The sequence below is a fragment of the Streptomyces sp. NPDC057445 genome (assembly GCF_042802855.1).
Taxonomy (GTDB): domain Bacteria; phylum Actinomycetota; class Actinomycetes; order Streptomycetales; family Streptomycetaceae; genus Streptomyces.
The window spans coordinates 511,606-535,083 of sequence record NZ_JBHVDH010000001.1; the positions used below are offsets into that span (position 1 = coordinate 511,606).

A 23,478-nucleotide genomic window follows, 5' to 3' on the forward strand; every position below is an offset into this window, starting at 1 on the left:
CTCGGTGGCTGCCCTGACGGCGAGGAACATACCCAGATCGAAGGCGTTTGGGTACGTCCACTTGTCTGTCATTCGGCCTTAACCACCCGTCCGCCAGTAGATCGCAGGTTACTGACGTGTTAACGCTCCTGCCGGGACTTCTTCACGCCTCGAAGAGCGCTTGACCCAACGCGAAGGTTATCCGCTCAGATGAGCGACCTTCAGGGCATTTGAGTTCAACTCTTGAACACAGAAAGGGTGGCACTCAGTGCCACCCTTTCTAAGGTTGCAGCCGTCCCGGAAACGCTCATCTGAGCGGACCCTCTATCAAGGGTGGCGAGAATCACGCCGCCCTGAACAGGCGCGTTCCAGCATCCGGACCCATCCGTGCCCGGGTCCCGGTCAGCCCCCCGAGGTGTCCAGTTCCGCATCCTCGCTCACACCCGCACAGTCGTAGGGGTCCTTCAGCCAGCCGTCGGGCAGGACGACCCGGTTGTTCCCGGACGTACGCCCGCGCGGCCCGTCCGCGCCCGCCGGCCACGGCTGGTCCAGATCGAGCTCGCTCAACTGAGCGCGCAGCTCGTCCAGCGACGACGTCACCGCGAGCTTCCTGCGCATCTCGGAACCGACCGCGAAGCCCTTGAGGTACCAGGCCACATGCTTTCGGAAGTCGATCACCCCGCGGGACTCGTCACCGATCCACTGCCCCAACAGCTGCGCATGACGCACCATGACGTCCGCGACCTCACGCAGCGAGGGCCGCGCGTACGTGCCCCCGCCCTCGAAGGCGCTGACCAGGTCGCCGAACAGCCACGGCCGGCCCAGGCAGCCGCGCCCCACGACCACCCCGTCGCAGCCGGTCTCGCGCATCATCCGCAGGGCGTCGTCCGCCGACCAGATGTCGCCGTTGCCGAGCACCGGGATCTCCGGGACGTGCTCCTTGAGGCGCGCGATGGCGTCCCAGTCGGCCGTGCCGCCGTAGTGCTGCGCCGCCGTACGCCCGTGCAGCGAGATGGCGGTGACACCCTCGTCGACCGCGATCCGGCCGGCGTCCAGGTAGGTGATGTGGCCGTCGTCGATGCCCTTGCGCATCTTCATCGTCACCGGCAGGCTCCCGGCGTTGCCGACGGCCTCGTTCAGGATGGCCCGCAGCAGATTCCGCTTGTACGGGAGCGCCGAGCCCCCGCCCTTGCGGGTCACCTTCGGGACCGGGCAGCCGAAGTTCAGATCGATGTGATCGGCCAGGTCCTCGTCCACGATCATGCGGACGGCCTTGCCCACGGTGACCGGGTCCACTCCGTACAGCTGGATCGAGCGCGGCGTCTCGCTCTCGTCGAAGTGGATGAGCTGCATCGTCTTCTCGTTGCGCTCGACCAGCGCCCGCGTCGTGATCATCTCGCTGACGAACAGCCCCTTGCCGCCCGAGGCCGCATCCACCGGGGGGCGACCCCCGAAGCCCCGCACGCCTTCGGCGAACTCACGGCAGAGGGTACGGAACGGCGCGTTGGTGATGCCGGCCATCGGAGCGAGCACCACGGGGGGCTGCACGGCGTGCGGGCCGATGGACAGCGTGGAGGGCTGGGCGAGCGTGGTCATTCGCCCATTGTCGCTCACCGTCAAGTTCATTAGTTAGCCGTACTATGTACGCATGTCCGTGTCCGAGCCCGCGCAAGGCCCCGCCGGCGCTCCCCCGCCCCTGCCGAGCCCCAGGCGGCGGCTCCTGATCCTGGCAATCTGCTGTATGAGCCTGCTGATCGTCAGCCTGGACAACACCGTCCTCAATGTCGCCCTTCCCTCCATGCGCAGCGAGCTGGGCGCCTCGGTCGCCGGTATGCAGTGGACGATCGACGCCTACACCCTCGTCCTCGCCTCGCTGCTGATCCTCGCCGGATCCACCGCCGACCGGATCGGCCGCCGCAAGGTCTTCAAGGCCGGGCTCGTCCTCTTCACCCTCGGCTCCGTCCTCTGCTCCCTCGCCCCGAACCTCGAATCGCTCGTCGCCTTCCGCATGGTCCAGGCCGTGGGCGGGTCGATGCTCAACCCGGTCGCCATGTCGATCATCACCAACACCTTCACCGCCCCGCGCGAACGCGCCCGCGCCATCGGTGCCTGGGGCGGTGTCGTCGGCATCTCGATGGCCGCGGGGCCGGTCGTCGGCGGCCTCCTCGTCCAAACGGTCGGCTGGCGCTCCATCTTCTGGATCAACGTCCCGGTCGGCCTCGTCGCCCTCGTCCTCACCTGGCGCTTCATCCCCGAGTCCCGCGCGCCGAAGCCCCGCCGCCCCGACCCGGTCGGCCAGCTCCTCGTCATGGCCCTCCTCGGCTCGGTCACCTACGCCATCATCGAGGCGCCCAGCGAGGGAGCCGGTGTGCTCCCCTTCGCCGGGATCGCCGTGCTCGCCCTCGCGGGGGTGCTGACGTACGAGCCCAGACACCCCGAACCCCTCATCGACCTCCGGTTCTTCCGCTCGGCACCCTTCAGCGGCGCGACCGTGATCGCGATCAGTTCGTTCGCCGCCCTCAGCGGCTTCCTCTTCCTCAACACCCTCTATCTGCAGGACGTCCGCGGACTCTCCCCGCTCGACGCCGGCCTCTACATGCTCCCCATGGCCGCGCTCACCTTCGTCTGCGCCCCGCTGTCGGGCCGCCTCGTCGGCAGCCGGGGGCCACGACTGCCGCTGATCGTCGCCGGGGTCTCCATGGCCGCGTGCGGCCTGCTCTTCGCCGCGTTCGAGGCCGAGACGACCACGGCACTCCTCTTCACCGGGTACGTCCTGTTCGGCCTCGGCTTCGGCATGGTCAACGCCCCCATCACCAACACCGCCGTCTCCGGAATGCCCCGCTCCCAGGCAGGCGTCGCCGCCGCGGTCGCCTCCACCAGCCGCCAGACGGGCGCCACGCTCGGCGTCGCGGTCATCGGCTCGGTCCTGGCCGCGGGCACCGGCGCCGTCGGCCACACGGAGAGCTTCGTCGAGGCCAGCCGGCCCGCCTGGTGGATCATCACGGGCTGCGGACTGTCCGTCCTCTTCGTCGGCCTCGCGACCAGCGGCCGGTGGGCGCGGGGAACGGCACGGCGGACGGCCGAGAGGCTGGAGTGGGCGCGGGTGCGGGTGCCGGCGGACAGCCGTACGTCCTGATTCCTCCGAGCGAGGATGGGCTGTCACACCCGTTGGATACGCTGGGTGTTCAGTGAATCACGCGTGGCTGTCTGGCCTCGTGTGCGAGGGAGGGCGCATCATGACACTGATGCTTGAGCGACCGACGACCATAGAGGTTCCCCACGGCTCACCGCGCTTCGAGGCGCTGTGCCGGACCTTGCTGACCATGGAGGTGCCCGACGGCTACCGGGCAGAGATCGTCGGGGGAAACATCGTCATGTCGCCTTGGTCGCGCAAGTTCTACTCGCCCATCATGCGCTCCATCCGCTCGCAGCTGGATCCCCACGCACCAGAGGGTCACTTCGTTGACCACGCGCCGTTCCTGTTCACCTTTCCTGATGAGGAGCGTGCGTACGGCCCCGACATCTACGGTGTCGCAGAATCCGCCTTTCAGGGCGACGGCAGGCACGTCGACGGCGAGGCCCTCTCCTTCGTCTGCGAGCTGACGTCCTCCTCGACCCGGCTTGTGGACCGGCAGGACAAGGCCCCGGTATACGGCAGGTCGGGCGTGCCCGTGTATCTCCTCATCGACATGCAGGAGGAGACCGCCTCGGTGTTCTGGGGCCCGTCCACGAAGGGCTACCTCTCGCGGACAACGGTCGCGTTCGGCGGAAAGCTGGAAATCCCCGACCCGTACGGCTGCGAGCTCGACACCTCGACGTTCAAGGTTCCTCCCGGACCCGCAGAGGACTGACACCCACTGCGGCGTGGATCACCCTTCCCGGGACCTGATGGTGCGGGCAGGCCCGCTCCGCCAGGATGCGACAGGTGAGCCCGAGTCGGACGTGTGAGGTGTGCGGGGTCGAGTTGCCCGGTAAAGGACGGGCGGGGCAGGGCGGGCGGCCCGCCCGGTACTGCTCCGGAGCGTGCAGACAGCGCGCCTTCCGGCGCCGGGCGGCGCGGCCCGGGCAGAAGCCCGCCCCCGCCCGGCTGCCGGGCGGCGCGCCGCCCGGGGCGCTGGACTCTTTCGTCGGACGACGCCACGAACTGTCCCGTCTGCGCACCCTGTTCAGGACCGCACGGCTGCTGACCCTGACCGGCCCGGGCGGCGTGGGCAAGACCCGGCTGGCTCTGGAGTTCACGGCGAACACTCCCGCGCTGTTCGTCGAACTGGACTCGCTCGACGAGGGCGACCGGGTGCCCGCTGCCGTCGCCGCGGCCCTCGGCGTCGGTGAACGGGGCGGCCGCACCGGCGTCGACGTACTCGCCCATGCGCTCGGTGACCGCCGCACTCTGCTGGTCCTGGACAACTGCGAGCATCTGGCCGAGGCGTGCGCCAGGCTCGCCGCGGATCTGCTGGGCCGCTGCCCGGAGCTGCGGATCCTCGCCACCAGCCGTGAGGTGCTGCGCGTACCGGGCGAGGTCGTGTTCCGGGTCGGCGAGCTGTCGCTGACGGCGGCCGGCGAGGACGACGACCCGGCGGCCGTCGTCAAGGCCGATGCCGTGCGGCTCTTCGTGGAGCGTGCCACCGGCGCCGCGCCCGGTTTCGGGCTGAACCCTTCCAACGCCCGGGCCGTCGCCGAGATCTGCCGTCGCCTGGACGGCATGCCGCTCGCCATCGAACTGGCCGCCCGCCGCGCGGCCGCCCTCCCTCCCGCGGACATCCTCGCCGGGCTCGACGATCAGCTCAGCCTGCTGACGGACGGCAGCAGAACCGGCCCCGGCCGCCATCGCGAGCTGGCCGCCGCGATCGACTGGAGCCATCGACTACTGGATCCGCAGGAGCGGATCCTCTTCCGCCGCCTCTCCGTCCTCGTCGGCGGATTCGACGCCGAGGGAGCTGCCGCGGTCTGCACCGAGAAGCAGCCGCAGCACGTTCTGCGCGTACTCCTCGCCCTGGAAGCCAAATCCCTTGTCGTACGGATGCCGGGCGGCGACGGCGCCGCACGCTTCCGGCAGCTGAGCGCCATCCGCGCCTACGCCCTGGACCGTCTCACCGAGGCCGGTGAGCTGCACACCACCTGGCAGCGCGCCGTCGACTGGCTGACCCGTCTGCTGGAGCCCGCCGCCGACCAGGTCTTCGCGGACCAGTCGGGCGGACCGACGACCCAGGAGCGGGAGAACCTCGCGGCGGCCGTCGCGCACACCACCCACCGCCACGGCTCCCCGCCCGTCCCACTGGCCCTGGCACTGGCCCGCATCCGCTTCCAGCAGGAGCAACCGACCGCCGCCCGCGCCCTCCTGACACAGTTGCTCGGACAGAACGGCGGCTCCCGGACCAGGGCCTCCGCCCTCGCCCTCGCCGCCCGCGCCGCCGCCCAGCAGGCCGACCGCGAGGCCGCGCTCCGCCACGCCGAGCAGGCAGTCGCCGTCGCGCGAAGCCTCGGCCACCCCGCTGAACTCGCCAACGCCCTGGACGCCCGGGCCGCCGCCCGGCTGTGCCGCAGCGAGTTCGCCGAGGCCGTCGCCGACCTCGACGAGTGCCTGACCTTCGTCACCCGGCTCGGCCGCCCCCACGACGAAGCCTGGTCCCGGCACCACCTCGCCTGGGCCCTCCTCCACACCGGCAGAGCCGCCGAGGCCGACGAGCTCATGTCGCGCTGCCTGCCGCCGCTGCGGAAGCAGTCCTCCTGGTGCCGGCTCGCGGCGGCCCTGCACACGGCCGGCGCGGCCCGGCTCGCCCTGCGCGATCTCCACGCGGCCGAGGGCCTGTTCGCCGAGGCGCTGCGTGCCGTACCCGGGGAGAGTTTCCACGCGCTCTATCCCCTGGAGGGTCTGGCCGTCGCCGCCGCCGAACGGGGTGAGATGCGGCGCGCGGTGCGCCTGTTCACGGCCGCCGCCGAGGCCCGTGATCGCCTGGACACCGAACCGGAGGCCGCCTGGCAGTGCCGGATCGAGGCCTCTGCGGCAGCGGCCGCGGCCGCGCTGCCGTCCGCGGTCCGGGACACGGCGGCGGCAGGCGCCCTGCGACTGACCTGGCCGCGCCTGATCGCGTACGCCCTGCGTCACCGCGCTCACGAGGGCCGGGCAACGGACGGGAGCCACACGTCCCCGCTGACCGGGCGGGAGGCCGCGGTGGCCGCACTCGTCGCCGACGGCCTGACCAATCGCGAGATCGCCGTCCGTCTCGGCCTCTCGGCGAGCACCGTTTCCACCCACCTCGACAACGTCCGCGACAAGCTGGGGCTGCGGTCCCGTACGCAGATCGCCTTGTGGATCCGCAGGCACGAGGTTTCGTAACGCCACCGGGCGACCGGTCGTCCGACCGATCCGCTCTCCCGCAGCGGCGGCCAAGCTGTTCGGACCAAGGTCGGATACGGCGAGGAGACGCAATGCGCCAGGAGCATGATCCAAGCGGTGAACACTCCAGCTCACGGCGGACGTTCATCAGAACGAGCTCGGTAGGGGTGACCGCGGCCGCCCTCGCGGTCACCGGGGCCGCCGCCGCACCCGCGGCCCCCGCGGGCCGGCTCACCGTCGTGCAGGAGGCACGCCGGGCCGGGCGCCCCCTGGCCGTCACACCCGCCTGCGACGGTCACGAAACCCCCGCCGCGATGGAAGGGCCGCTGTTCAAACCGCAGTCGCCGGAGCGTACGGACCTCATCACCCCGGCAGTCGACGGCGTCCGGCTCGATCTGACCGGCGTGGTCTACGACACCGCCTGCACGCCGCTGCCCGGCACACTCGTCGAGTTCTGGCAGTGCGACCGGAACGGCGACTACGACACGTCCGGCTTCTCCCTGCGCGGCCACCAGTACACGACCGCACGGGGCACCTTCCGGCTGCGGACCATCATCCCCCGCGACTACTGGGGCCGCTGGGGCAGAAGGGCCCCCCATATCCACACCCAGGTCCAGGCCCCGGGCGGCCCCGTACTGATCACGCAGCTGTACTTCCCCGACAACACCGAGGCGTACGGCAGGGACTTCGCCGCTCTGAACGCCATGGACGGGATCATCAACCGCGCCTGCACGATCGCGCTGACGGGCCCGGACCCGCAGGACGGCCGCTACAGCGGCGCGTTCGACTTCGTCGTCAAGACCGCCGTCCGGTGACCGGCCACGAACGGCCCACCCCCGAGGAGTCCGTGATGAACACGAGGAAACGCCGGGTCCCCCTGCTGGCCGCTCTGGCCGCCGGGGCCGTCGCGACCGGGACCCTGGTGTTGACGGGGGCCGGTGGGTCCGCCTCCGATGCCGCCCCGGCCGCGGCGCGGACCGCGCTGTCACCGCGGGCCGGGCAGTGGCAGTCCACCCCCGTCCCGGTGGCCAAGGGGGACCTCACCGCCGTGGCTGCGCTCAGCGCCACCCAGGCGTGGGCCGTCGGATACCGGCTGACGAGCACCAACCAGGTGGAGGCCCTGGCCCTGCGCTGGGACGGCACCTCCTGGAAGCAGCAGTCGACACTGCCGCCCAACAGCTTCCCCCAGGCCCTCGCCGTACGGGCGGCCGGTGACATCTGGTCGGTGGGCACCACGACGGCGCACTGGAACGGCACCTCCTGGACCGCCCACGACCTGGCACGCGACCCGAACGGCCGGGTCGTACCCGACGCGGTGGCGACAACCTCCGACGGCAAGGCGTGGACCGTGGGCCGGGCGGTGCCGCAGTCCGTCAAGAACGCGGTGCCGGCCGTCCAGTCGTGGGACGGCTCGGCCTGGCGCAGGCAGAGCCTGCCCGACGTCGGCAAGGGCGAACTGACCGGCCTCACCGTCATCGCCCCCGACGACATCTGGGCGGTGGGCGCGGCCTATGCCACCGATGGCGCCGAACAGACCGCCCTGCTGCTGCACTTCGACGGCACCTCCTGGAAGCGGGTCGCCGCACCCGCGGCGAGGAAGGGCGAACACCGCTGGCTGGCCGGCGTCACCGCAACAGCCGCCGGCGACGTCTGGGCGGTGGGCGGCGCGGTCACCGAGGGCTCCGAACGCCCCTTCGCCGTCCGCTGGGACGGCGAGCAGTGGTCCACGGCCCCCACACCGGACGTCCCGGACGGCCGGCTTCGGGCCGTGGGCCGCGGCGGGGACGGCACCCTGTGGGCCGTCGGCGGCAAGGGCGCCGTCTCCCTCGCCCTGCGCTGGGACGCCCAGCAGCGCCGCTGGTCGCAGGCCCCCGACCCCGGTGTCGTGATCCGCGGGTTCTCCGCGGTACCCGGCACCGGTGGACTGTGGACCGTGGGTATCGCCAAGCGGGGCGACCTGGTACCGGCAGCCACCCGCTACGGCGGCTGACGGCATCGTGCCCGCGGAACGCGGTGTGGGCCGGGACCACCCCACGTGGTCCCGGCCCACGAGTCCGCTCCGGCGTCTCCGGGTGCCACGGACATGAGCAAGAATAGGAACGTGAGTACGGATCCAAGTGAGTCCCGGCCACCGCTGACCGCGGAGCTCTCCGGACACGAACTCCTGCGCTGGTACTGGACCCTGAGCGAACTCACCGGCCTCGCCCGGTCGATGGAGGTCGCGACCGGGGGCGGGAAGGCCGCGCTGACGGGGCGGCTCGCCGCAGCTCTCGACGGGACACCCCTCCCGGACACGACCCCGCCCGCCGCGGCGCGCCGCCCGCGCCGCGCGGCACAGCTCACCGCACCGGTCGACGGGGACACGGTCATTCCCGGAGGTCAGCGATGCAGCCAGGTGCTGCGGGCCTTCTTCACCAGGGAGATCGGCGAGGCGTTCCACTTCGACGCCTTCATGCGGGCGTTCATCGCGGAGAACGCCGGCAGGACCCTGTCCGACGCCGTACGGCACTGGCACGACACACGGGACGAGGCGCGCCGGCCACAGGCGATCGGCGAGCAGTTCGAGTTCAACCGCTTTCTGCGCGCCTGGCACGCCGAACATCCGTCGGGCACGCGCCGACAGGCACTGGACGCCTGGCGGGACCATCGCGCCGGGCCCAGGGAACGCGCCTGGCGGAGATGAGGAGAGAGCGGGGAGAAAGACCGATGGGCCCGGTTCACAGGAAGTGAACCGGGCCCATCTGCATGCGGGACGAGCGTCAGCTCTGCGTGCCGGTGCCACCCTCGGCCGGTGCCGACTGCGACTGCGCCTCCTCGGACTGCTGGCCCTGGGCGCGCTCACGCATCTTGCGCAGCAGTTCCTGCTTCTGGTCGGCGGACGCCTGGCGCTCTGCGTTGCGCGCGGGTCCATTGCCGTGCTGGTCGGCGCGGGACAGCTTCTTGCGCTGTCCGCCGACGCCGAGGAGGTTGTTTCGGCTCTTGGCCATGGGGGTTCTCCCGTCCTGGTGAGAAGTGATCCGGATGTCAGCTGGTGAGGGCGGGACGGAGCCGCCGCTCGCTCACTCGTAGATCTGGAAGAAGGAGAACATGACGCGACGGTACCGCCCCGGGCACCGGTGGGTCACCTGGTTTTTTGTGTCGGAGGGAGAGGGGCCGGGCCGGAACCGGAAGGACGCGGGGCGGAGCCAGGGGGCGGGGCGGGGCCGGAGGGACGGGGCGGAGCCAAGGGCCGGGGCGAGGCCGGAGGACGAGGGGGGCCGGACGCCCTGGACGCAGGCGAAGCCCGCCCTGACGACCGGGCGCGGACAGATGACGACTGACAAATATTGAAATCTGTCATCCGTCATGTCATGGTTGTTATCCGACGACCCGTCTCCCCTCCGCGAGGAATCCTCATGACCTCCAACGTCCCTCAGCCCCTCCCCACCCGCACCCTCGGCACCACCGGCCCCCAGGTTTCCGCCCTCGGCCTCGGCACCATGGGCATGTCCGCGCTCTACGGGGAATCCGACCGGGCCGAGTCCATCGCCACGATCCACGCCGCGCTCGACGCCGGGATCACGCTGCTCGACACCGGCGACTTCTACGGAATGGGCCACAACGAGCTCCTGATCAGCGAGGCGCTGCGCACCGCGTCGCCCGGGGCGCGTGAAAAGGCGCTGACCAGCGTGAAGTTCGGTGCGTTGCGCGACCCGGACGGCGGCTGGTCCGGCTATGACGGCAGGCGGGCCGCGGTGAAGAACTTCGTGGCGTACTCCCTGCAGCGCCTCGGCACGGATCACATCGACATCTACCGGATCGCCCGCGTCGACCCCGACGTCCCGATCGAGGAGACCGTCGGCGCCATCGCCGACCTCGTCCAGGCCGGCCATGTGCGCCACATCGGTATGTCCGAGGTCGGCGCGGAGACCCTGCGCCGGGCGGCCTCCGTCGCCCCGATCGCCGATCTCCAGATCGAGTACTCACTGATCTCGCGCGGTATCGAGCCGGAGATCCTGCCCACGGCCCGCGAGCTGGGCATCGGCATCACTGCCTACGGGGTGCTGTCCCGGGGCCTGATCAGTGGCCACTTCACCAGCGACCGCAAGCTCGCCCCGAACGACTTCCGTGGCATGAGTCCGCGTTTCCAGGGCGAGAATCTGCAGCACAATCTCGATCTGGTCGAGCAGCTCCGCAAGATCGCCGAGCAGAAGGGTGTCTCGGTCGCGCAGATCGCGATCGCCTGGGTACTGGCGCGCGGCGAGGACATCGTCCCGCTGGTCGGTGCCCGTCGTCGCGACCGGCTCTCCGAGGCGCTCGGCGCCCTCGGCGTCGGCCTCGACGCCGCCGATCTGGAGGCGATCGAGCGGGCCGTCCCGGCGGATGCGGCGGCCGGTGCGCGCTACCCGGAGGCGCAGATGGCCCATCTGGACAGCGAGCACTGATGACGGCGGGCAGAAAGCCTCCGGGTACCGTCGGTGCCATGCCGACCACGGAGACCCTGACGACCGAGCGCATCCTCGAAGCAACCGAGGAGGTGCTGCGCCGCTACGGCCCGGCGAAGGCCACGGTCGTCGACGTGGCGCGCGTGCTCGGCGTGAGCCACGGCAGCGTCTACCGCCACTTCCGTACGAAGGCGGCGCTGCGCGAAGCCGTGACGGCCCGCTGGCTCGGCAGGACCGAGGCACTTCTCTCTGAGATCACGGAAGCACCGGCCCGGTCGGCGGAGGAGAAGCTGCGCGCGTGGCTGGCGGGCCTCTTCGAGGCGAAGCGCCACAAGGCGGGCGACGATCCCGAGCTGTTCGCCACCTACAGCGTGCTGATCACCGAGGCCAGTGGCGTGGTGGACGAGCATCTGGTGGTGCTGGTCAGCCAGCTCACCCGGATCGTCGAAGAAGGTGTCCGCAGTGGCGAGTTCGAGGCTCCGTCCCCGATCGCGGCCGCTCAGGCGGTGTTCGACGCGACGGTCCGTTTCCACGATCCCGTGCATGCTCCGGAGTGGCGGAGGCCTTCGGTCGACGACGAGTTCCGTGCGGTGTGCGAGCTGTTGCTGCGTGGTCTGCGCGCCTGAGCTCCTCCTCTGAGGCCGCGCGGGCCGCGAGGGTCGGTCGTGCGGGTCATGTCGTGCGGGTCAGGCCGTGCCGCTGCCCGCTCCCGGGTCGACCGTCGCCTGGTGGGCCTCCGCGAGGTGTTCCTCCGCCTTCAGCCACGGCAGGAACTGCGCGCCCTTGCGCCAGCCGCAGGTGTCGCAGGTCAATGTGCGCTGTATGCCCGACTTCCTGACGTGGACGACGTGTTCGCGGCCGTGCTGGTCCCATCTGCTGACCTTGCTGCTGGTCATGGAAGGCATCGTTTCTCCTGGTGGCGAGTGCGCCCCAGTGTGCAGCAGTAGCAACATCAACGGCAGGGTCTCGTGATGCTGTTGTCCTGAGCGTTGCCTTCCTGGTTCTCAGCCGCCACCTTTCAGGGCGCGCGGAACGGCGGGCACTTGCGGTGGTCGGCGTCCGCGCGCGGCAGGTCGGTGAGGGTGGCCTTGGCGATCGATGCCCAGGTTGAGGGCGAGTGGGACGAGGCGTTGCCGGGCGCCGTCGTGAGGTCCCGTTCGATGCTGCGGCGTTCGGCGGCGATCGCGTCGACGGCGCCGGCGCGGCTCTGGGTGAGGTCTTGTGTTGCGCGTGAGCGCGGAAAAGGCCGGCCCGGGCTGGTGCCCGGCCGGCCTTTTCGACGGGGTTCGCGTCAGGCGCCGATGAGGCGGGTGGCGAGGTAGCCCTGGATCTGGTCCAGGGAGACACGTTCCTGCTTCATGGTGTCGCGCTCGCGCACGGTCACGGCGTTGTCGTCGAGGGTGTCGAAGTCGACGGTGACGCAGAACGGGGTGCCGATCTCGTCCTGGCGGCGGTAGCGGCGGCCGATGGCGCCGGCGTCGTCGAACTCGATGTTCCAGTTCTGCCGGAGGTCGGCCGCGAGGCCCTTGGCCTTCGGGGAGAGCTGCGGGTTGCGGGACAGCGGCAGGACCGCGACCTTCACCGGGGCGAGGCGGTGGTCGAGGCGCAGCACGGTGCGCTTCTCCATGACGCCCTTGGCGTTGGGGGCCTCGTCCTCGTTGTAGCCGTCGAGGAGGAAGGCCAGCATGGTGCGGCCGACACCGGCGGCAGGCTCGATGACGTACGGCGTCCAGCGCTCGCCGGCTTCCTGGTCGAAGTACGACAGGTCCTGGCCGGATGCCTTGGAGTGGGCGTTGAGGTCGTAGTCGGTGCGGTTGGCGACGCCCTCGAGCTCGCCCCACTCGCTGCCGCCGAACTGGAAGCGGTACTCGATGTCGGCGGTGCGCTTGGAGTAGTGGGAGAGCTTCTCCTTGGGGTGCTCGTACCAGCGCATGTTCTCCTCACGGAGGCCCAGGCCGGTGTACCAGTTCCAGCGCTGCTCCATCCAGTACTCGTGCCACTTCTCGTCCTCGCCCGGCTTGACGAAGAACTCCATCTCCATCTGCTCGAACTCGCGGGTGCGGAAGATGAAGTTGCCCGGCGTGATCTCGTTGCGGAACGACTTGCCGACCTGGGCGATGCCGAACGGCGGCTTGCGGCGCGAGGTCTGCTGGACCTGGGCGAAGTTGGTGAAGATGCCCTGGGCCGTCTCGGGCCGCAGGTAGGCGACGGAGCCGGAGTCCTGGGTGGGGCCGAGGTGGGTGGAGAGGAGGCCCGAGAACTGCTTGGGCTCGGTGAACTGGCCCTTGTTGCCGCAGTTGGGGCAGTTGATGTCGGCCAGGCCGTTGGCGGGGGCGTGGCCGTGCTTCTCCTCGTACGCCTCTTCCAGGTGGTCGGCGCGGAAGCGCTTGTGGCAGGAGGTGCACTCGGTCAGGGGGTCGGTGAACGTGGCGACGTGGCCGGAGGCCTCCCAGACCTCGGTCGCCAGGATCACCGACGAGTCGAGACCGACGACGTCCTCACGCGCGGTGACCATGTAGCGCCACCACTGGCGCTTGATGTTCTCCTTGAGCTCGACACCCAGCGGCCCGTAGTCCCAGGCGGCACGCTGTCCGCCGTAGATCTCGCTGCACGGGTAGACAAAGCCACGGCGCTTGCTCAGGTTGACGATCGTGTCGATCTTGTCGGCGGCCACGGTGCTCTCTTCATTACGACGACGGGCGAAGCGAATGCTTCAGGTTACCGGCGGCCGCACCCCTGGGATCAAATCGGTCCCGGGTGCAGGCCCGCCCCGAACTTTGTTGACAATCGTTTCCAATTTTGTTGAAAATGACTGTCATGAACGTACGACGCCTCATACCCGCCACCGCCGTCGCCGGAGCGACCGCGCTGAGCCTCCTCACGCTCTCCGCATGCTCGGGGTCCTCCACGGCGGACGGCGGCAACAGCGGCGGCAAGCTGGATGTGGTGGCGTCCTTCTACCCCATGCAGTATCTCGCCGAGCAGATCGGCGGCAACCATGTCGAGGTCACAACCCTCACCAAGCCGGGCGTCGAGCCGCATGACCTGGAGCTGAAGCCCAGGCAGGTCTCTGAGCTCCGCCGGGCCGACTACGTTCTCTACCTCAAGGGCATCCAGCCCGCCGTCGACGAGGCCATCGCGCAGGCGGGCGTCAAGAACACCGTCGACGCCGCCACTCTCACCGAGCTCGAGGCCCACGGCACCGGCGCCGGTCACGACCACGGCCACGGCCACGAGGGCGAGGAGGACACCGGCGAAGAACACGAAGGCGCCGCCGACCCGCACGTCTGGCTGGACCCGGTCAAGTACACGGAGGTCGCCAAGGGCGTGGGCGCCTCGCTGGAGAAGGCCGACCCGGCCCACGCCGCGGACTACAAGAAGAACACCGACGCGCTGGTCGCCAAGCTGAACGGCCTGAACACCAAGTTCACCGAGGGCCTGAAGAACACCGGCACCAAGACCTTCATCACCACCCACTCCGCCTTCGGCTACCTCGCCGAGCGCTACGGGCTGGAGCAGCAGGGCATCGCCGGCATCGACCCCGAGTCCGAGCCCAGCCCCGCGCGCATCAAGGAGCTCCGGACCATCGCCGAGGAGGACAAGGTCACCACGGTCTTCTTCGAGACCCTCGCCAGCGACCGGACCGCGAAGACCCTCGCCAAGGACGCGGGCCTGAAGACGGACGTCCTGGACCCGCTGGAGGGAATCACGGACCGGTCCAGGGGCGATGACTACGTCGGGGTGATGGAGTCCAACCTCGCCGCGCTGCAGAAGGCTCTCGGCGCGAAGTGACGAGCAGTACGGCAGCAGTACCGGGAGGAGCAGTCATGAGTGTGAGCGAGCCCGTCATATCCGTCCGCGGGGCCAAGGCCACGCTCGGCTCGCGCCCCGTGCTGCGCGGCGTCGACCTCACCGTCGGCCGCGGCGAGGTCGTGGCGCTGCTCGGCGCCAACGGCTCCGGCAAGTCGACCGCCGTACGGTCGGTGATCGGCCAGGTGCCGCTCACCGACGGCACGGTGTCCCTCTTCGGTACGGAGCTGCGCCGGTTCCGGGACTGGGCGCGGGTCGGTTACGTACCCCAGCGCACCACGGCGACGAGCGGCGTCCCCGCGACCGTCCGTGAGGTGGTCTCCTCCGGCCGGTTGTCGCGTACGAAGCTGAGGTGGCCCTCCAGGGCCGACAGGACGGCCGTACAGCGTGCCATCGAGCTCGTCGGGCTCGCCGACCGGGCGAAGGACGCGGTGAGCGCCCTGTCCGGCGGCCAGCACCAGCGGGTGCTGATCGCCCGCGCGCTCGCCGCCGACCCCGAGCTGCTGATCATGGACGAGCCGATGGCGGGCGTGGACCTGGCCAGCCAGGAGATCCTTGCCGGGACGCTGCGCGAGCAGGTCGCGGCCGGAACCACGGTGCTGCTGGTCCTGCACGAGCTGGGCCCGCTGGAGCCGCTGATCGACCGCGCGGTGGTGCTGCGCGACGGCTGTGTGGTCCACGACGGTCCGCCCCCCGAGGCCGTCGGCCAGCATGCGCTGCCGGGCCACGACCACGTACATCCGCACGCGGCCGACGAGCCGCTCCGCACGGGACTGCTGACCTGATCATGGAATTCCTCCAGGACCCCTTCATGCAGCGGGCGCTGCTGGCCGCCGTACTGGTCGGCATCACCGCGCCCGCCGTCGGCATCCATCTGGTGCAGCGCCGCCAGGCGCTGATGGGCGACGGCATCGGCCATGTCGCGATGACGGGCGTCGGCCTCGGTTTCCTGCTCTCCACGAACCCCGTGTGGATGGCGACGCTGGTCGCGGTCGTCGGCTCGGTCGCGATGGAACTGATCCGGGCGTACGGGCGCACGCGCGGCGACATCGCGCTGGCGATGCTGTTCTACGGCGGTATGGCGGGCGGCGTCATGCTCATGAGCCTCAGTGACTCCGGGTCGAACGCCAACCTCACCTCCTATCTGTTCGGATCGCTGTCCACGGTCTCCGACGAGGACATCACGGCGATCTGTCTGCTTGCGGCCTTCGTGCTGCTGGTGACGGTGGGGCTGCGGCGGCAGCTGTTCGCCATCAGCCAAGACGAGGAGTTCGCCCGGGTCACGGGGCTTCCGGTGCGGGCGCTGAATCTGCTCGTCGCCGTGACTGCGGCGGTCACCGTCACCGTCGCGATGCGCGTGGTGGGTCTGCTGCTGGTGAGTGCGCTGATGGTGGTGCCGGTGGCGGCCGCGCAGCAGATCACCCGCTCGTTCGCGGTGACGTTCGTCGTGGCGGTGGCGATCGGTATCGCGGTGACGCTGTCGGGCACGGTCACTTCCTACTACCAGGACGTGCCGCCGGGTGCGACGATCGTGTTGCTGGCGATCGCCGTGTTCGTGCTGCTGACGCTGCTCGCCACGCCGCTGGCCGGACGGCGGGCGAGGGCCCTGGCGGCCGCGGAGGCTCGGTGCGATCTGGACGTTCCGGTCGGCCGCCGCCCGGCCGACGACGTGAAGGTCTGACCCGGGCTGGCAGAATGGCCGCCGGCAACGGGCGGAACGAAGGAGGCACCTGTGGCGACGGCTGGACCCCCCGTACGCGGCCGGTCGACCCGACAGCGGGCCGCGGTGGCGGCGGCACTCGACGAGGTGGACGAGTTCCGCAGCGCGCAGGACCTGCACGACATGCTCAAGCACCGCGGCGACTCGGTCGGCCTGACGACGGTGTACCGCACGCTGCAGTCCCTCGCCGACGCGGGCGAGGTGGACGTGCTGCGCACGAGCGACGGCGAGGCGGTGTACCGGCGTTGTGCGTCCGGTGAGCACCACCACCATCTGGTGTGCCGGATGTGCGGCAAGGCGGTCGAGGTCGAGGGCCCCGCGGTGGAGCAGTGGGCGGAGACGATCGCGGCTCAGCACGGTTATGTGAACGTGGCGCACACGGTGGAGATCTTCGGTACGTGCGCGGAGTGCGCGGCCACTGCGACGGAGGCCTGACGGCGTTCACGGCGTCCATGTGCGCCGGTTCTCTCATGCGCGGGCAATGATCCTGGGGGCCTGCGGGTCCGACAGAGCTGCGACGAGTGGAAGGCCCGGCCTCCAGGGGGCAGCCTGTACCCATGCGGTCGCTCTTCCGCTCCTCACTTCGACCAGGAGGGGGCGGTCACAGCCGGGTCCTTTTCACACTCGCCCAGTGTGTGCCCTTTGCGATCGCCCTGCTGGTGGTGGGCATCGAGCTCTCGCCCGCACACACCGTGTACACGGGGCCCCTCCTCGTCGCCACGCCGGCGCTGGCCGCGGTGACGGCGGGCCCCAAGGGCACCCTCGCGGCCTCGGGTCTCGCCTTTGCCGTCAGCGCGACCACCGCCACCTACAACCAGGCATGGGGCAGCCAGCAGGTCTACACCAACCTCTTCGCCCTTCTTCTGGTGTCCGTGGCCGGTGTGACGGCGAGCAGGGCGATGCGTACGCGCAGCGAGAGCGAGCTCAATCAGATCCGCCGGATCGCTGCGGCGGCACAGGACGTTCTCCTGCGGCCCGTTCCCGCCTGGCTGGGCCCGGTGCGTGCGGCCAGCATGTATCTCGCGGCGGAGACGGGGGCGCAGATCGGCGGTGATCTCTACGAGGCCGTGCAGACCCGCTACGGGGTCCGGATGATCGTGGGGGACGTACGGGGCAAGGGGCTGCCCGCCGTACGCGCTGCCGCGGCTGTCCTGGGCGCGTTCCGGGAGGCCGTGCATTACGAGGACGACCTGGTCGAGGTGATGAACCACTGCGCGGCCGCACTGCGGCGGGACAGCGCCGTTCCGGGTGCGCTGGATCAGGATGCCCTGCTGGAGGGCTTCGTCACGGCGGTCGTGGCGCAGGTGCCGGACGACAGGCCCGTGGTCGAGCTGGTCAACCGCGGCCATCCGCCTCCGCTGGTGCTGCGCCGGGGCAAGGCCGAGGCCCTGATGCCCGCCTCCTCGATGCCGCCGCTGGGCCTGGAGGACCTGATGATCGGCCCTCCCGAGAAGTCGGAGAGCTGTCCGTTCGCTCCCGGCGACCGTCTGCTGCTGTACACAGACGGCGTGATCGAGGCCCGCGACCGCGACAACGACTTCTTCGCCCTGCCGGAGGCGATGGAAGCGGCCCCTGCGGGCACCCCGCAGGAGTTCCTGGAAGAGTTGCACGAGGGACTGCTCCGGCACACGGAGTACTGCCTCGCGGACGATGTGGCGATGGTCCTCGTCGACCGGCTCGACGACGAGGCCGGCGCACGGGCGGCCGGCGCCTCCTCCGGGTGACGGACTGCCCTGACCTGCCGGCTCCCGGGCCGGTCGGACCCGGGGCAGCAGGCCCCGGGCCCGGTCACCACCGCCACGCGATGCCGGGGAACGGCACCGGGCCCCGCCAGGGCGTCTCGTTCGGATCCTGCCGGGCTCGCGTGCCCTGGCGCCGCACCTCGCCGCGTCGCGCGCCGCCGGCCCCCGCTCACCGATCCGGCCTGATCCGGCCTGATCCGAACGAAGGACCTAGCCCTGGCTCTTGTCCAGGGCGAGGAGCTCCTCGTTGGGGATCGCGCCGCCGAACCGCCGGTCACGGGAGGCGAATTCGAGGCAGGCCCGCCACAGGTCACGGCGGTCGAAGTCCGGCCACAGCACGTCCTGGAAGATCATCTCGGCGTAACTGCTCTGCCAGATCAGGTAGTTGGAGGTGCGCTGCTCACCGCTCGGACGGAGGAAGAGGTCGACGTCCGGCATGTCCGGATAGTACAGGTACTTCTGGAACGTCTTCTCGTTGACCTTCGACGGGTCGAGCTTCCCGGCCGCCACGTCCTCGGCGATCTTCTTCGCGGCGTCCGCGACCTCGGCACGTCCGCCGTAGTTGACGCAGAAGTACAGCGTCATGGCGTCGTTCGTCTTCGTCTGCTCCTGCGCGACCTGGAGTTCCTGGACGACGGACTTCCACATCTTGGGCATACGGCCGACCCAGCGGATACGGATGCCGAGTTCGTCCATCTCGTCGCGGCGGCGCCGGATCACGTCCCGGTTGAAGTTCATCAGGAAGCGCACCTCCTCGGGCGAGCGCTTCCAGTTCTCGGTGGAAAAGGCGTACAGCGAGAGGTTCTTGACGCCCATCTCCAGGCAGCCCTTGAGCACGTCGAGGACGACGCCCTCGCCGACCTTGTGCCCCTCGGTGCGCGGCAGGCCGCGCTCCTTGGCCCAGCGGCCGTTGCCGTCCATGACACACGCGACGTGGTTCGGTACGAGCTCGGCCGGGATCCTCGGCGGCCGGGCGCCGGACGGGTGGGGCTCGGGGACCTTGTACTCGCGGCGGGAACGTCCCAGGATTCCGCGTCGTGCCATGGGGGTCACACTCTCCTAGCTTTTCTCTACGTACCGCAGCGAGCGCAGGCCGCGCTCGAGGTGCCAGTGCAGATAGGCGGACACGAGCCCGCTCGCCTCCCGGACGTGGCGCGACTCGCAGGCGTCCGCCGTGTCCCAGTCGCCGGTCAGCAGTGCGCTGAGCAGACCGACGGCCTCCGCAGAGGGTACGACGCTGCCGGGCACCCGGCAGTCGCCGCATATCACTCCGCCCGCCGCGACGGAGAAGAAGCGGTTGGGCCCGTGGATGCCGCATCTCGCGCAGTCCTCGAAGCTGGGCGCGTAGCCGTTGACGGCGAGGGAACGCAGCAGGAACGCGTCGAGGATGAGGTTCGGGGCGTGCTCGCCCCGGGAGAGGGTGCGCAGCCCTCCGACGAGCAGCAGATACTGCTGGACGGCCGGCTCGCCCTCATGATCGGTGAACCGTTCCGCCGTCTCGAGCATGGCGGTGCCTGCCGTGTAGCGGGCGTAGTCGGTGACGATCCCGCCACCGTACGGAGCGATGGTCTCGCTCTGTGTGAACAGCGGGAGTCCTCGGCCGACGAGTTCGCTGCCGCGGGCGAAGAACTGCACGTCCACGTGCGAGAAGGGCTCCAGCCGGGCACCGAACTTCGACTTGGTGCGGCGCACCCCGCGGGCGACGGCACGGACACGGCCGTGCCCTCGGGTGAGGATCGTGATGATCCGGTCCGCTTCACCCAGCTTCTGGGTGCGCAGCACGATGCCGTCGTCGCGGAACAGAGTCATGGGGCCATTCTCGCGTATGGGAGAGGGGTCCACGGGCCGGGCGCGGGCATCGGCCTCAGGCCCGATGTAGCCCGATGCAGGAAGAATCGAGTACTCCTGGGTCGGCCGACCACGTCCCCGGTCGTACCGGCTGCAACGGCCGGTACCCGGCCCGCCCCGGCCGGTACGGTGCGAACGCCCAGCAGACGCAGGGCCTTGCCATCTGCGGGCATGTCCCCCGCCACGCGTGCGTGTACGTGTACGTGTGCAACATCACCTGGTACGGCTGACGGCACAGGAGCTCCTACGGCACCTCGCCCCGGCTCCGGGCGTTCACGTGCGACATCGCCGCGCTCAGTCGCTCCGCCGGGGTCGCGATGCGCAGCACCTCCGGGTCACAGTCCCATTCGCGGCCACCGCCGATCGGCCGGAGCTGGACGTACGGGCCTTCGTGTCCCATGACCTGCCCCATCTGCCCGTTTCTCGTGTCGATCACATACGAACCCACGGCCGGTGCTGTCATCGGTCCGCTTTCTCCCCCGGCAGGGCCGTGGCGATCCGCCGCGCGGTCTCGACGGTGCAGCGGCCGAGCTCCACCAGCAGCCGCGGGTCCCTGCCGGCGCACGACACGGGGTCCAGCCGGAGCGACGGCAGGGTCACTCCGGCCCGGGCCAGGGCGTCACGCAATTCCGCCACTGCCGCCTCGGCGTCCTGGAGATGTTCCTTTTCTTCCACGGCTCTCCTCTGCTCATGGCTCCGGATACGTCCCGATGCGTCCGGATACCTTCTTCTCTTCCCATCTCGAGTGTGAAGACACGGACCTGGAATCGGCAGACATACGCGCGCGACAACTGCACGGCAGCACAAAGGAGTTAATCCATGGCCAACGCAGGTAAGGGGCGTGGGGCAAGGTCCAGGCAGGCGGCCTGGGAGTTCTTCGGCGCGGAGCTGAAGCGGAGGAGGGAAACGGCGGGGCTGACGCAAGGGGAGCTGGGGCAACGGGTATTCGTGTCCGGCGGTCACATCGGCCAATTCGAACAGGCCATTCGGAGCCGCGGATGGATGTGGCGCAGCGGATCGACGAGGCACTGCGGACCGACGGCTTTTCGAGCGGATGTGCCGAAAGCCCATCGACAAGTCGCCCTACGCCGGGTATTCCCCGGCCGTGGCCGAACTGGAGGGCACAGGCTCGCCCGCGACATCTGCCACGGCAAGCGCGGCCGGATCATGCAGGCGTACCGGACGGGGCAGGAGGACCAGCCGGCGCGCTCGGCCTGGTCCTCGACGCCGTCGTGCTCTGGACGACCCGCTGTCCGGACGCCGCCGTCGAGCACTTGCGGGGCCTTCCCGCGCACGAGCGTCAGCACGACGTCCTGTACGAGGACGTTGGCGTGGCCCGCGTCTCCGCTCAGGCACGCCGACCTCGACTGCCTGGGCCGCTACAGCTTCGCCGCGCGCCGCCGCGCGAGGGGCTGCGGCCCCTGCGCGACCCGGACGCGGTCGAACCGGCCGATGATGACGACGGTGGCGAGGACGTGTGGTTGTCGTCGGTGCGCCGGTCGTGTCTTCAGCGCCCCCCGCGGTCGAGGGCGGCGACCTCGCGTACGGCCCCGGCGATGGCCGGGAAGTCCTTCCTGAGGATCGCGCCGTGGTTGGAGGCGACCTTCGCGCCGATCCGGATGTTCGGGTTGTGGGCGGTCACCGCATCGAGGCTGGTGCGTATCCGTTCCTGCTCATCACCGCGGCTTCCGAAGGACGTCCCCGAAGCGACCACGTACCGCACCGGGACGGTGATGTTGTCCAGCACGGGTCCGAGCTCGCGCTCGCGGGAGAGCCTGCCGAGCTCGATGTTGCTGTCGGCCTGCTGTTCGGCGGTCATCCGCGGGGCCAGGCCCGTCGGGCGCAGCAGCGGCAGGAACCAGCTCATCCGCCGGAACAGCTTCCGGATCCGCTGCTCCATGGCCTCGTCGAGCCAGTCGTACGGGAAGGCGCCGTCGACCAGGACCGCGCCCAGGGCGCGCTCCGGATTCCGGCCGGCCCAGTGCGCCCCGACGCACGCCCCGTAGGACCAGCCCACCACCAGCGCCCGGTCCACACCCCTGGCCGCGAGAACGGCATCGACGTCCCGGACTGCCGCCTCGAAGGAATGGTCCGCCGAACGCTTCGACCTGCCACGGGCCCGCTCGTCGTAGGTGATGTGCCGCCACCCCGTTCCCAGTTCGGCGATGACCCGCCTCCAGTACCCCTGAGTGGCGAACTGGCCGTTGAGGTAGACCACCGGGATACCGGGACCGCCGGTGTCGGTGACCGCCAGGGCCGTATCGTCGACCGGCACCATTCCGGTCCACTTCGAACCGGTCGAGGAAGTGCTGTTCTTCGTCATGTGTTCTCCCTGGTCGCGTGAGAGCGTCTTGTACGACTTCTCCAGGCCTTGCACGTGGATCGCGGGCCCCTCGGGGCGGATCGCCGCGTCCTCGGCGACGACCGACAGGATCTCGATCGCGGTGGACCCGGCGGGATGGTCCTGGTTGCTCGCTCGTTGTTTCTGACATCGGAAACGCTACGTTGCTTTCCAAAATTCTTCAACGTATCTGTTGCGCAGAATCTGCATCTGCGCAGGTGAAGAACGGTAAACTGTTGCAACGGACTTGAGCGTAACGCAACGACAGCTGCTCTGATCATTGCAATGGATGAGAAGTGAACGCTATGGTGGAGGGAGGACCAGGGACCGCCACGAAGGATCACCAAGGAGATCGCGATGCCGGGAGGCAGGCTCACCCAGCAGGAACGCCAGCAGATCGCGCTGGGGCTGGCCGACAGCCTCCCCTACGCCGAGATCGCCCGACGCCTCGACCGCCCGACCTCGACGATCACGCGTGAGGTGATGCGCAACGGCGGCCCCACCGCCTACCGCGCCGACCTGGCCCACCGCGCCACCGAACGCCGCGCCCACCGGCGCAGGCCCTCCTCCTCCCGAGGGACGGAGTCGGTCCCCCAGCCGCACGGACGCGACGCCGAGGCCGTGGCCGAGTACGAGGAGACGTTCACCACCGTCCTCATGGCCTCGGGCCTGACCAAGATGACGGCCCGGGTGCTGACCTGCCTGTTCACCACGGACGCCGGCAGCCTCACCGCGTCCCAACTCGCCCAGCGCCTCCAGGTCAGCCCGGCGTCCATCTCCAAAGCGATCGCCTTCCTGGAGAGCCAGAGCCTCGTCCGCCGGGAACGCGACGAGCGCCGCCGCGACCGCTACGTCGTCGACGACGAACTCTTCTACCAGGCGACGATCGCCAGCGCCCGGTCCAACGACCAGCTCGTCGCCACCGCACGCCAAGGCGTCGCCATCCTCGGCGCCCACACTCCCGCCGCCACCCGCCTGGAGAACATCGCCCGCTTCCTCGACTTCATCAGCGAAAGCATCACCCGCGCCGCCGAACAGGCCCGTGAAGTCCTCCACACCAAACCCGGGACAACCTCGAACGACACCGCCCGACCAGGTCCGGACCACGGATAGACAGCCGTCCCGATCGTCACGGCCCAGCGGCGGCGACGGCGGCGAGTCGTCCGTCGAAATGGCGTACGGCTTCCCCGGTGCCGCGCCCTGGCGCAAGAGCACCTGCAGCAACGGCCAGGGCGGCGACTGCGTCGAAGTCCTCGACGACACCCCCCGTCGTCGTC

Annotated in this window: 23 protein-coding genes and 3 pseudogenes; 16 read left to right on the forward strand and 10 right to left on the reverse strand. The window is 70.2% G+C overall.

Translation table 11 applies throughout. The features are described 5' to 3' along the window. Positions 1-381: 381 nt before the first annotated feature. Positions 382-1,575 (reverse strand): tRNA dihydrouridine synthase DusB, encoded by a 1,194-nt coding sequence (gene dusB / locus ACFU5O_RS02360; protein ID WP_384235306.1) that lies wholly within the window; start codon positions 1,573-1,575, stop codon positions 382-384. A 52-nt stretch (positions 1,576-1,627) separates the two neighbouring features. On the opposite strand from dusB, the gene ACFU5O_RS02365 reads away from it, so the two are divergent. The 6 genes from ACFU5O_RS02365 (at position 1,628) to ACFU5O_RS02390 (ending at position 8,999) form a co-directional block, all read left to right on the forward strand. Next, positions 1,628-3,115 carry an MFS transporter gene (locus ACFU5O_RS02365; protein ID WP_384235308.1) on the forward strand — a complete coding sequence of 496 codons (1,488 nt, stop codon included), beginning with the start codon at positions 1,628-1,630 and terminating at the stop codon, positions 3,113-3,115. A 100-nt stretch (positions 3,116-3,215) separates the two neighbouring features. Next, positions 3,216-3,830: a Uma2 family endonuclease gene (locus ACFU5O_RS02370; protein ID WP_384235311.1), complete on the forward strand. Its 615-nt coding sequence runs from the start codon at positions 3,216-3,218 to the stop codon at positions 3,828-3,830. Positions 3,831-3,943: 113 nt separating this feature from the next. Further along, positions 3,944-6,316 (forward strand): ATP-binding protein, encoded by a 2,373-nt coding sequence (locus tag ACFU5O_RS02375; protein WP_384235314.1) that lies wholly within the window; start codon positions 3,944-3,946, stop codon positions 6,314-6,316. A 167-nt stretch (positions 6,317-6,483) separates the two neighbouring features. Next, positions 6,484-7,131 (forward strand): dioxygenase, encoded by a 648-nt coding sequence (locus ACFU5O_RS02380; RefSeq protein WP_384235316.1) that lies wholly within the window; start codon positions 6,484-6,486, stop codon positions 7,129-7,131. 35 nt (positions 7,132-7,166) lie between these two features. Continuing rightward, a complete protein-coding gene (locus ACFU5O_RS02385) occupies positions 7,167-8,306 on the forward strand; it encodes a hypothetical protein (RefSeq protein ID WP_384235318.1) in 1,140 nt (379 codons plus the stop codon). Between the two features lie 111 nt (positions 8,307-8,417). After that, on the forward strand, positions 8,418-8,999 hold the full coding sequence (locus tag ACFU5O_RS02390) for a DUF6434 domain-containing protein (RefSeq protein WP_384235321.1): 582 nt from the start codon (positions 8,418-8,420) through the stop codon (positions 8,997-8,999). Between the two features lie 76 nt (positions 9,000-9,075). Here ACFU5O_RS02390 and ACFU5O_RS02395 read toward each other — a convergent pair whose 3' ends face one another. Beyond that, entirely contained in the window at positions 9,076-9,303 is a 228-nt protein-coding gene (locus ACFU5O_RS02395; RefSeq protein ID WP_384235323.1) for a DUF6243 family protein, read from the reverse strand. A 408-nt stretch (positions 9,304-9,711) separates the two neighbouring features. On the opposite strand from ACFU5O_RS02395, the gene ACFU5O_RS02400 reads away from it, so the two are divergent. Next, a complete protein-coding gene (locus ACFU5O_RS02400; RefSeq protein ID WP_384235326.1) occupies positions 9,712-10,740 on the forward strand; it encodes an aldo/keto reductase in 1,029 nt (342 codons plus the stop codon). Positions 10,741-10,778: 38 nt separating this feature from the next. Next, positions 10,779-11,366 (forward strand): TetR family transcriptional regulator, encoded by a 588-nt coding sequence (locus tag ACFU5O_RS02405; RefSeq protein ID WP_384235329.1) that lies wholly within the window; start codon positions 10,779-10,781, stop codon positions 11,364-11,366. 60 nt (positions 11,367-11,426) lie between these two features. On the opposite strand, the gene ACFU5O_RS02410 is transcribed toward ACFU5O_RS02405, so the two are convergent. The 3 genes and pseudogenes from ACFU5O_RS02410 to ACFU5O_RS02420 all read right to left on the reverse strand — a co-directional run bounded on the left by ACFU5O_RS02410 (position 11,427) and on the right by ACFU5O_RS02420 (position 13,414). Next, positions 11,427-11,645, reverse strand: a complete 219-nt coding sequence (locus ACFU5O_RS02410) for a hypothetical protein (protein ID WP_384235331.1) — start codon at positions 11,643-11,645, stop codon at positions 11,427-11,429. Positions 11,646-11,806: 161 nt separating this feature from the next. Then, a pseudogene (locus ACFU5O_RS02415) lies at positions 11,807-11,965 on the reverse strand (sensor histidine kinase); the annotation flags it as partial. A 66-nt stretch (positions 11,966-12,031) separates the two neighbouring features. Further along, positions 12,032-13,414: a glycine--tRNA ligase gene (locus ACFU5O_RS02420; RefSeq protein ID WP_384235334.1), complete on the reverse strand. Its 1,383-nt coding sequence runs from the start codon at positions 13,412-13,414 to the stop codon at positions 12,032-12,034. A gap of 143 nt (positions 13,415-13,557) precedes the next feature. Here ACFU5O_RS02420 and ACFU5O_RS02425 point away from each other — a divergent pair, with 143 nt between their 5' ends. The 5 genes from ACFU5O_RS02425 to ACFU5O_RS02445 all read left to right on the forward strand — a co-directional run bounded on the left by ACFU5O_RS02425 (position 13,558) and on the right by ACFU5O_RS02445 (position 17,994). Further along, entirely contained in the window at positions 13,558-14,532 is a 975-nt protein-coding gene (locus ACFU5O_RS02425; protein ID WP_384235336.1) for a metal ABC transporter substrate-binding protein, read from the forward strand. Positions 14,533-14,567: 35 nt separating this feature from the next. Next, on the forward strand, positions 14,568-15,335 hold the full coding sequence (locus ACFU5O_RS02430) for a metal ABC transporter ATP-binding protein (protein WP_384235339.1): 768 nt from the start codon (positions 14,568-14,570) through the stop codon (positions 15,333-15,335). A 2-nt stretch (positions 15,336-15,337) separates the two neighbouring features. Further along, on the forward strand, positions 15,338-16,231 hold the full coding sequence (locus ACFU5O_RS02435; RefSeq protein WP_384235341.1) for a metal ABC transporter permease: 894 nt from the start codon (positions 15,338-15,340) through the stop codon (positions 16,229-16,231). Between the two features lie 51 nt (positions 16,232-16,282). Next, positions 16,283-16,705: a Fur family transcriptional regulator gene (locus ACFU5O_RS02440; RefSeq protein WP_384235343.1), complete on the forward strand. Its 423-nt coding sequence runs from the start codon at positions 16,283-16,285 to the stop codon at positions 16,703-16,705. A gap of 200 nt (positions 16,706-16,905) precedes the next feature. Next, positions 16,906-17,994, forward strand: a complete 1,089-nt coding sequence (locus ACFU5O_RS02445; RefSeq protein ID WP_384235346.1) for a PP2C family protein-serine/threonine phosphatase — start codon at positions 16,906-16,908, stop codon at positions 17,992-17,994. A 228-nt stretch (positions 17,995-18,222) separates the two neighbouring features. Here ACFU5O_RS02445 and ACFU5O_RS02450 read toward each other — a convergent pair whose 3' ends face one another. The 4 genes from ACFU5O_RS02450 to ACFU5O_RS02465 all read right to left on the reverse strand — a co-directional run bounded on the left by ACFU5O_RS02450 (position 18,223) and on the right by ACFU5O_RS02465 (position 20,535). After that, positions 18,223-19,056: an isoprenyl transferase gene (locus ACFU5O_RS02450; RefSeq protein WP_384235349.1), complete on the reverse strand. Its 834-nt coding sequence runs from the start codon at positions 19,054-19,056 to the stop codon at positions 18,223-18,225. 15 nt (positions 19,057-19,071) lie between these two features. Continuing rightward, positions 19,072-19,821, reverse strand: coding sequence for a DNA repair protein RecO (recO, locus tag ACFU5O_RS02455; RefSeq protein WP_384235351.1), 750 nt, complete (start codon positions 19,819-19,821; stop codon positions 19,072-19,074). A gap of 283 nt (positions 19,822-20,104) precedes the next feature. Beyond that, positions 20,105-20,323 carry a hypothetical protein gene (locus tag ACFU5O_RS02460; RefSeq protein WP_384235354.1) on the reverse strand — a complete coding sequence of 73 codons (219 nt, stop codon included), beginning with the start codon at positions 20,321-20,323 and terminating at the stop codon, positions 20,105-20,107. Beyond that, positions 20,320-20,535, reverse strand: coding sequence for a hypothetical protein (locus tag ACFU5O_RS02465; RefSeq protein ID WP_384235357.1), 216 nt, complete (start codon positions 20,533-20,535; stop codon positions 20,320-20,322). The genes ACFU5O_RS02460 and ACFU5O_RS02465 overlap by 4 nt, the downstream gene beginning before the upstream one ends. 144 nt (positions 20,536-20,679) lie before the next feature. Between ACFU5O_RS02465 and ACFU5O_RS02470 the strand changes: the two are divergent. Both ACFU5O_RS02470 and ACFU5O_RS02475 read left to right on the forward strand, forming a co-directional pair. Next, a pseudogene (locus ACFU5O_RS02470) lies at positions 20,680-20,984 on the forward strand (helix-turn-helix domain-containing protein); the annotation flags it as partial. Beyond that, positions 20,983-21,299 (forward strand): annotated as a pseudogene (locus tag ACFU5O_RS02475) (Tn3 family transposase); the annotation flags it as partial. The pseudogenes ACFU5O_RS02470 and ACFU5O_RS02475, both read left to right, overlap by 2 nt. A gap of 68 nt (positions 21,300-21,367) precedes the next feature. On the opposite strand, the gene ACFU5O_RS02480 reads toward ACFU5O_RS02475, so the two are convergent. Then, entirely contained in the window at positions 21,368-22,183 is an 816-nt protein-coding gene (locus ACFU5O_RS02480) for an alpha/beta fold hydrolase (protein ID WP_384235358.1), read from the reverse strand. 375 nt (positions 22,184-22,558) lie between these two features. Here ACFU5O_RS02480 and ACFU5O_RS02485 point away from each other — a divergent pair, with 375 nt between their 5' ends. Then, positions 22,559-23,314 (forward strand): helix-turn-helix domain-containing protein, encoded by a 756-nt coding sequence (locus ACFU5O_RS02485; protein WP_384235361.1) that lies wholly within the window; start codon positions 22,559-22,561, stop codon positions 23,312-23,314. The last annotated feature ends 164 nt before the right edge of the window (positions 23,315-23,478 follow it).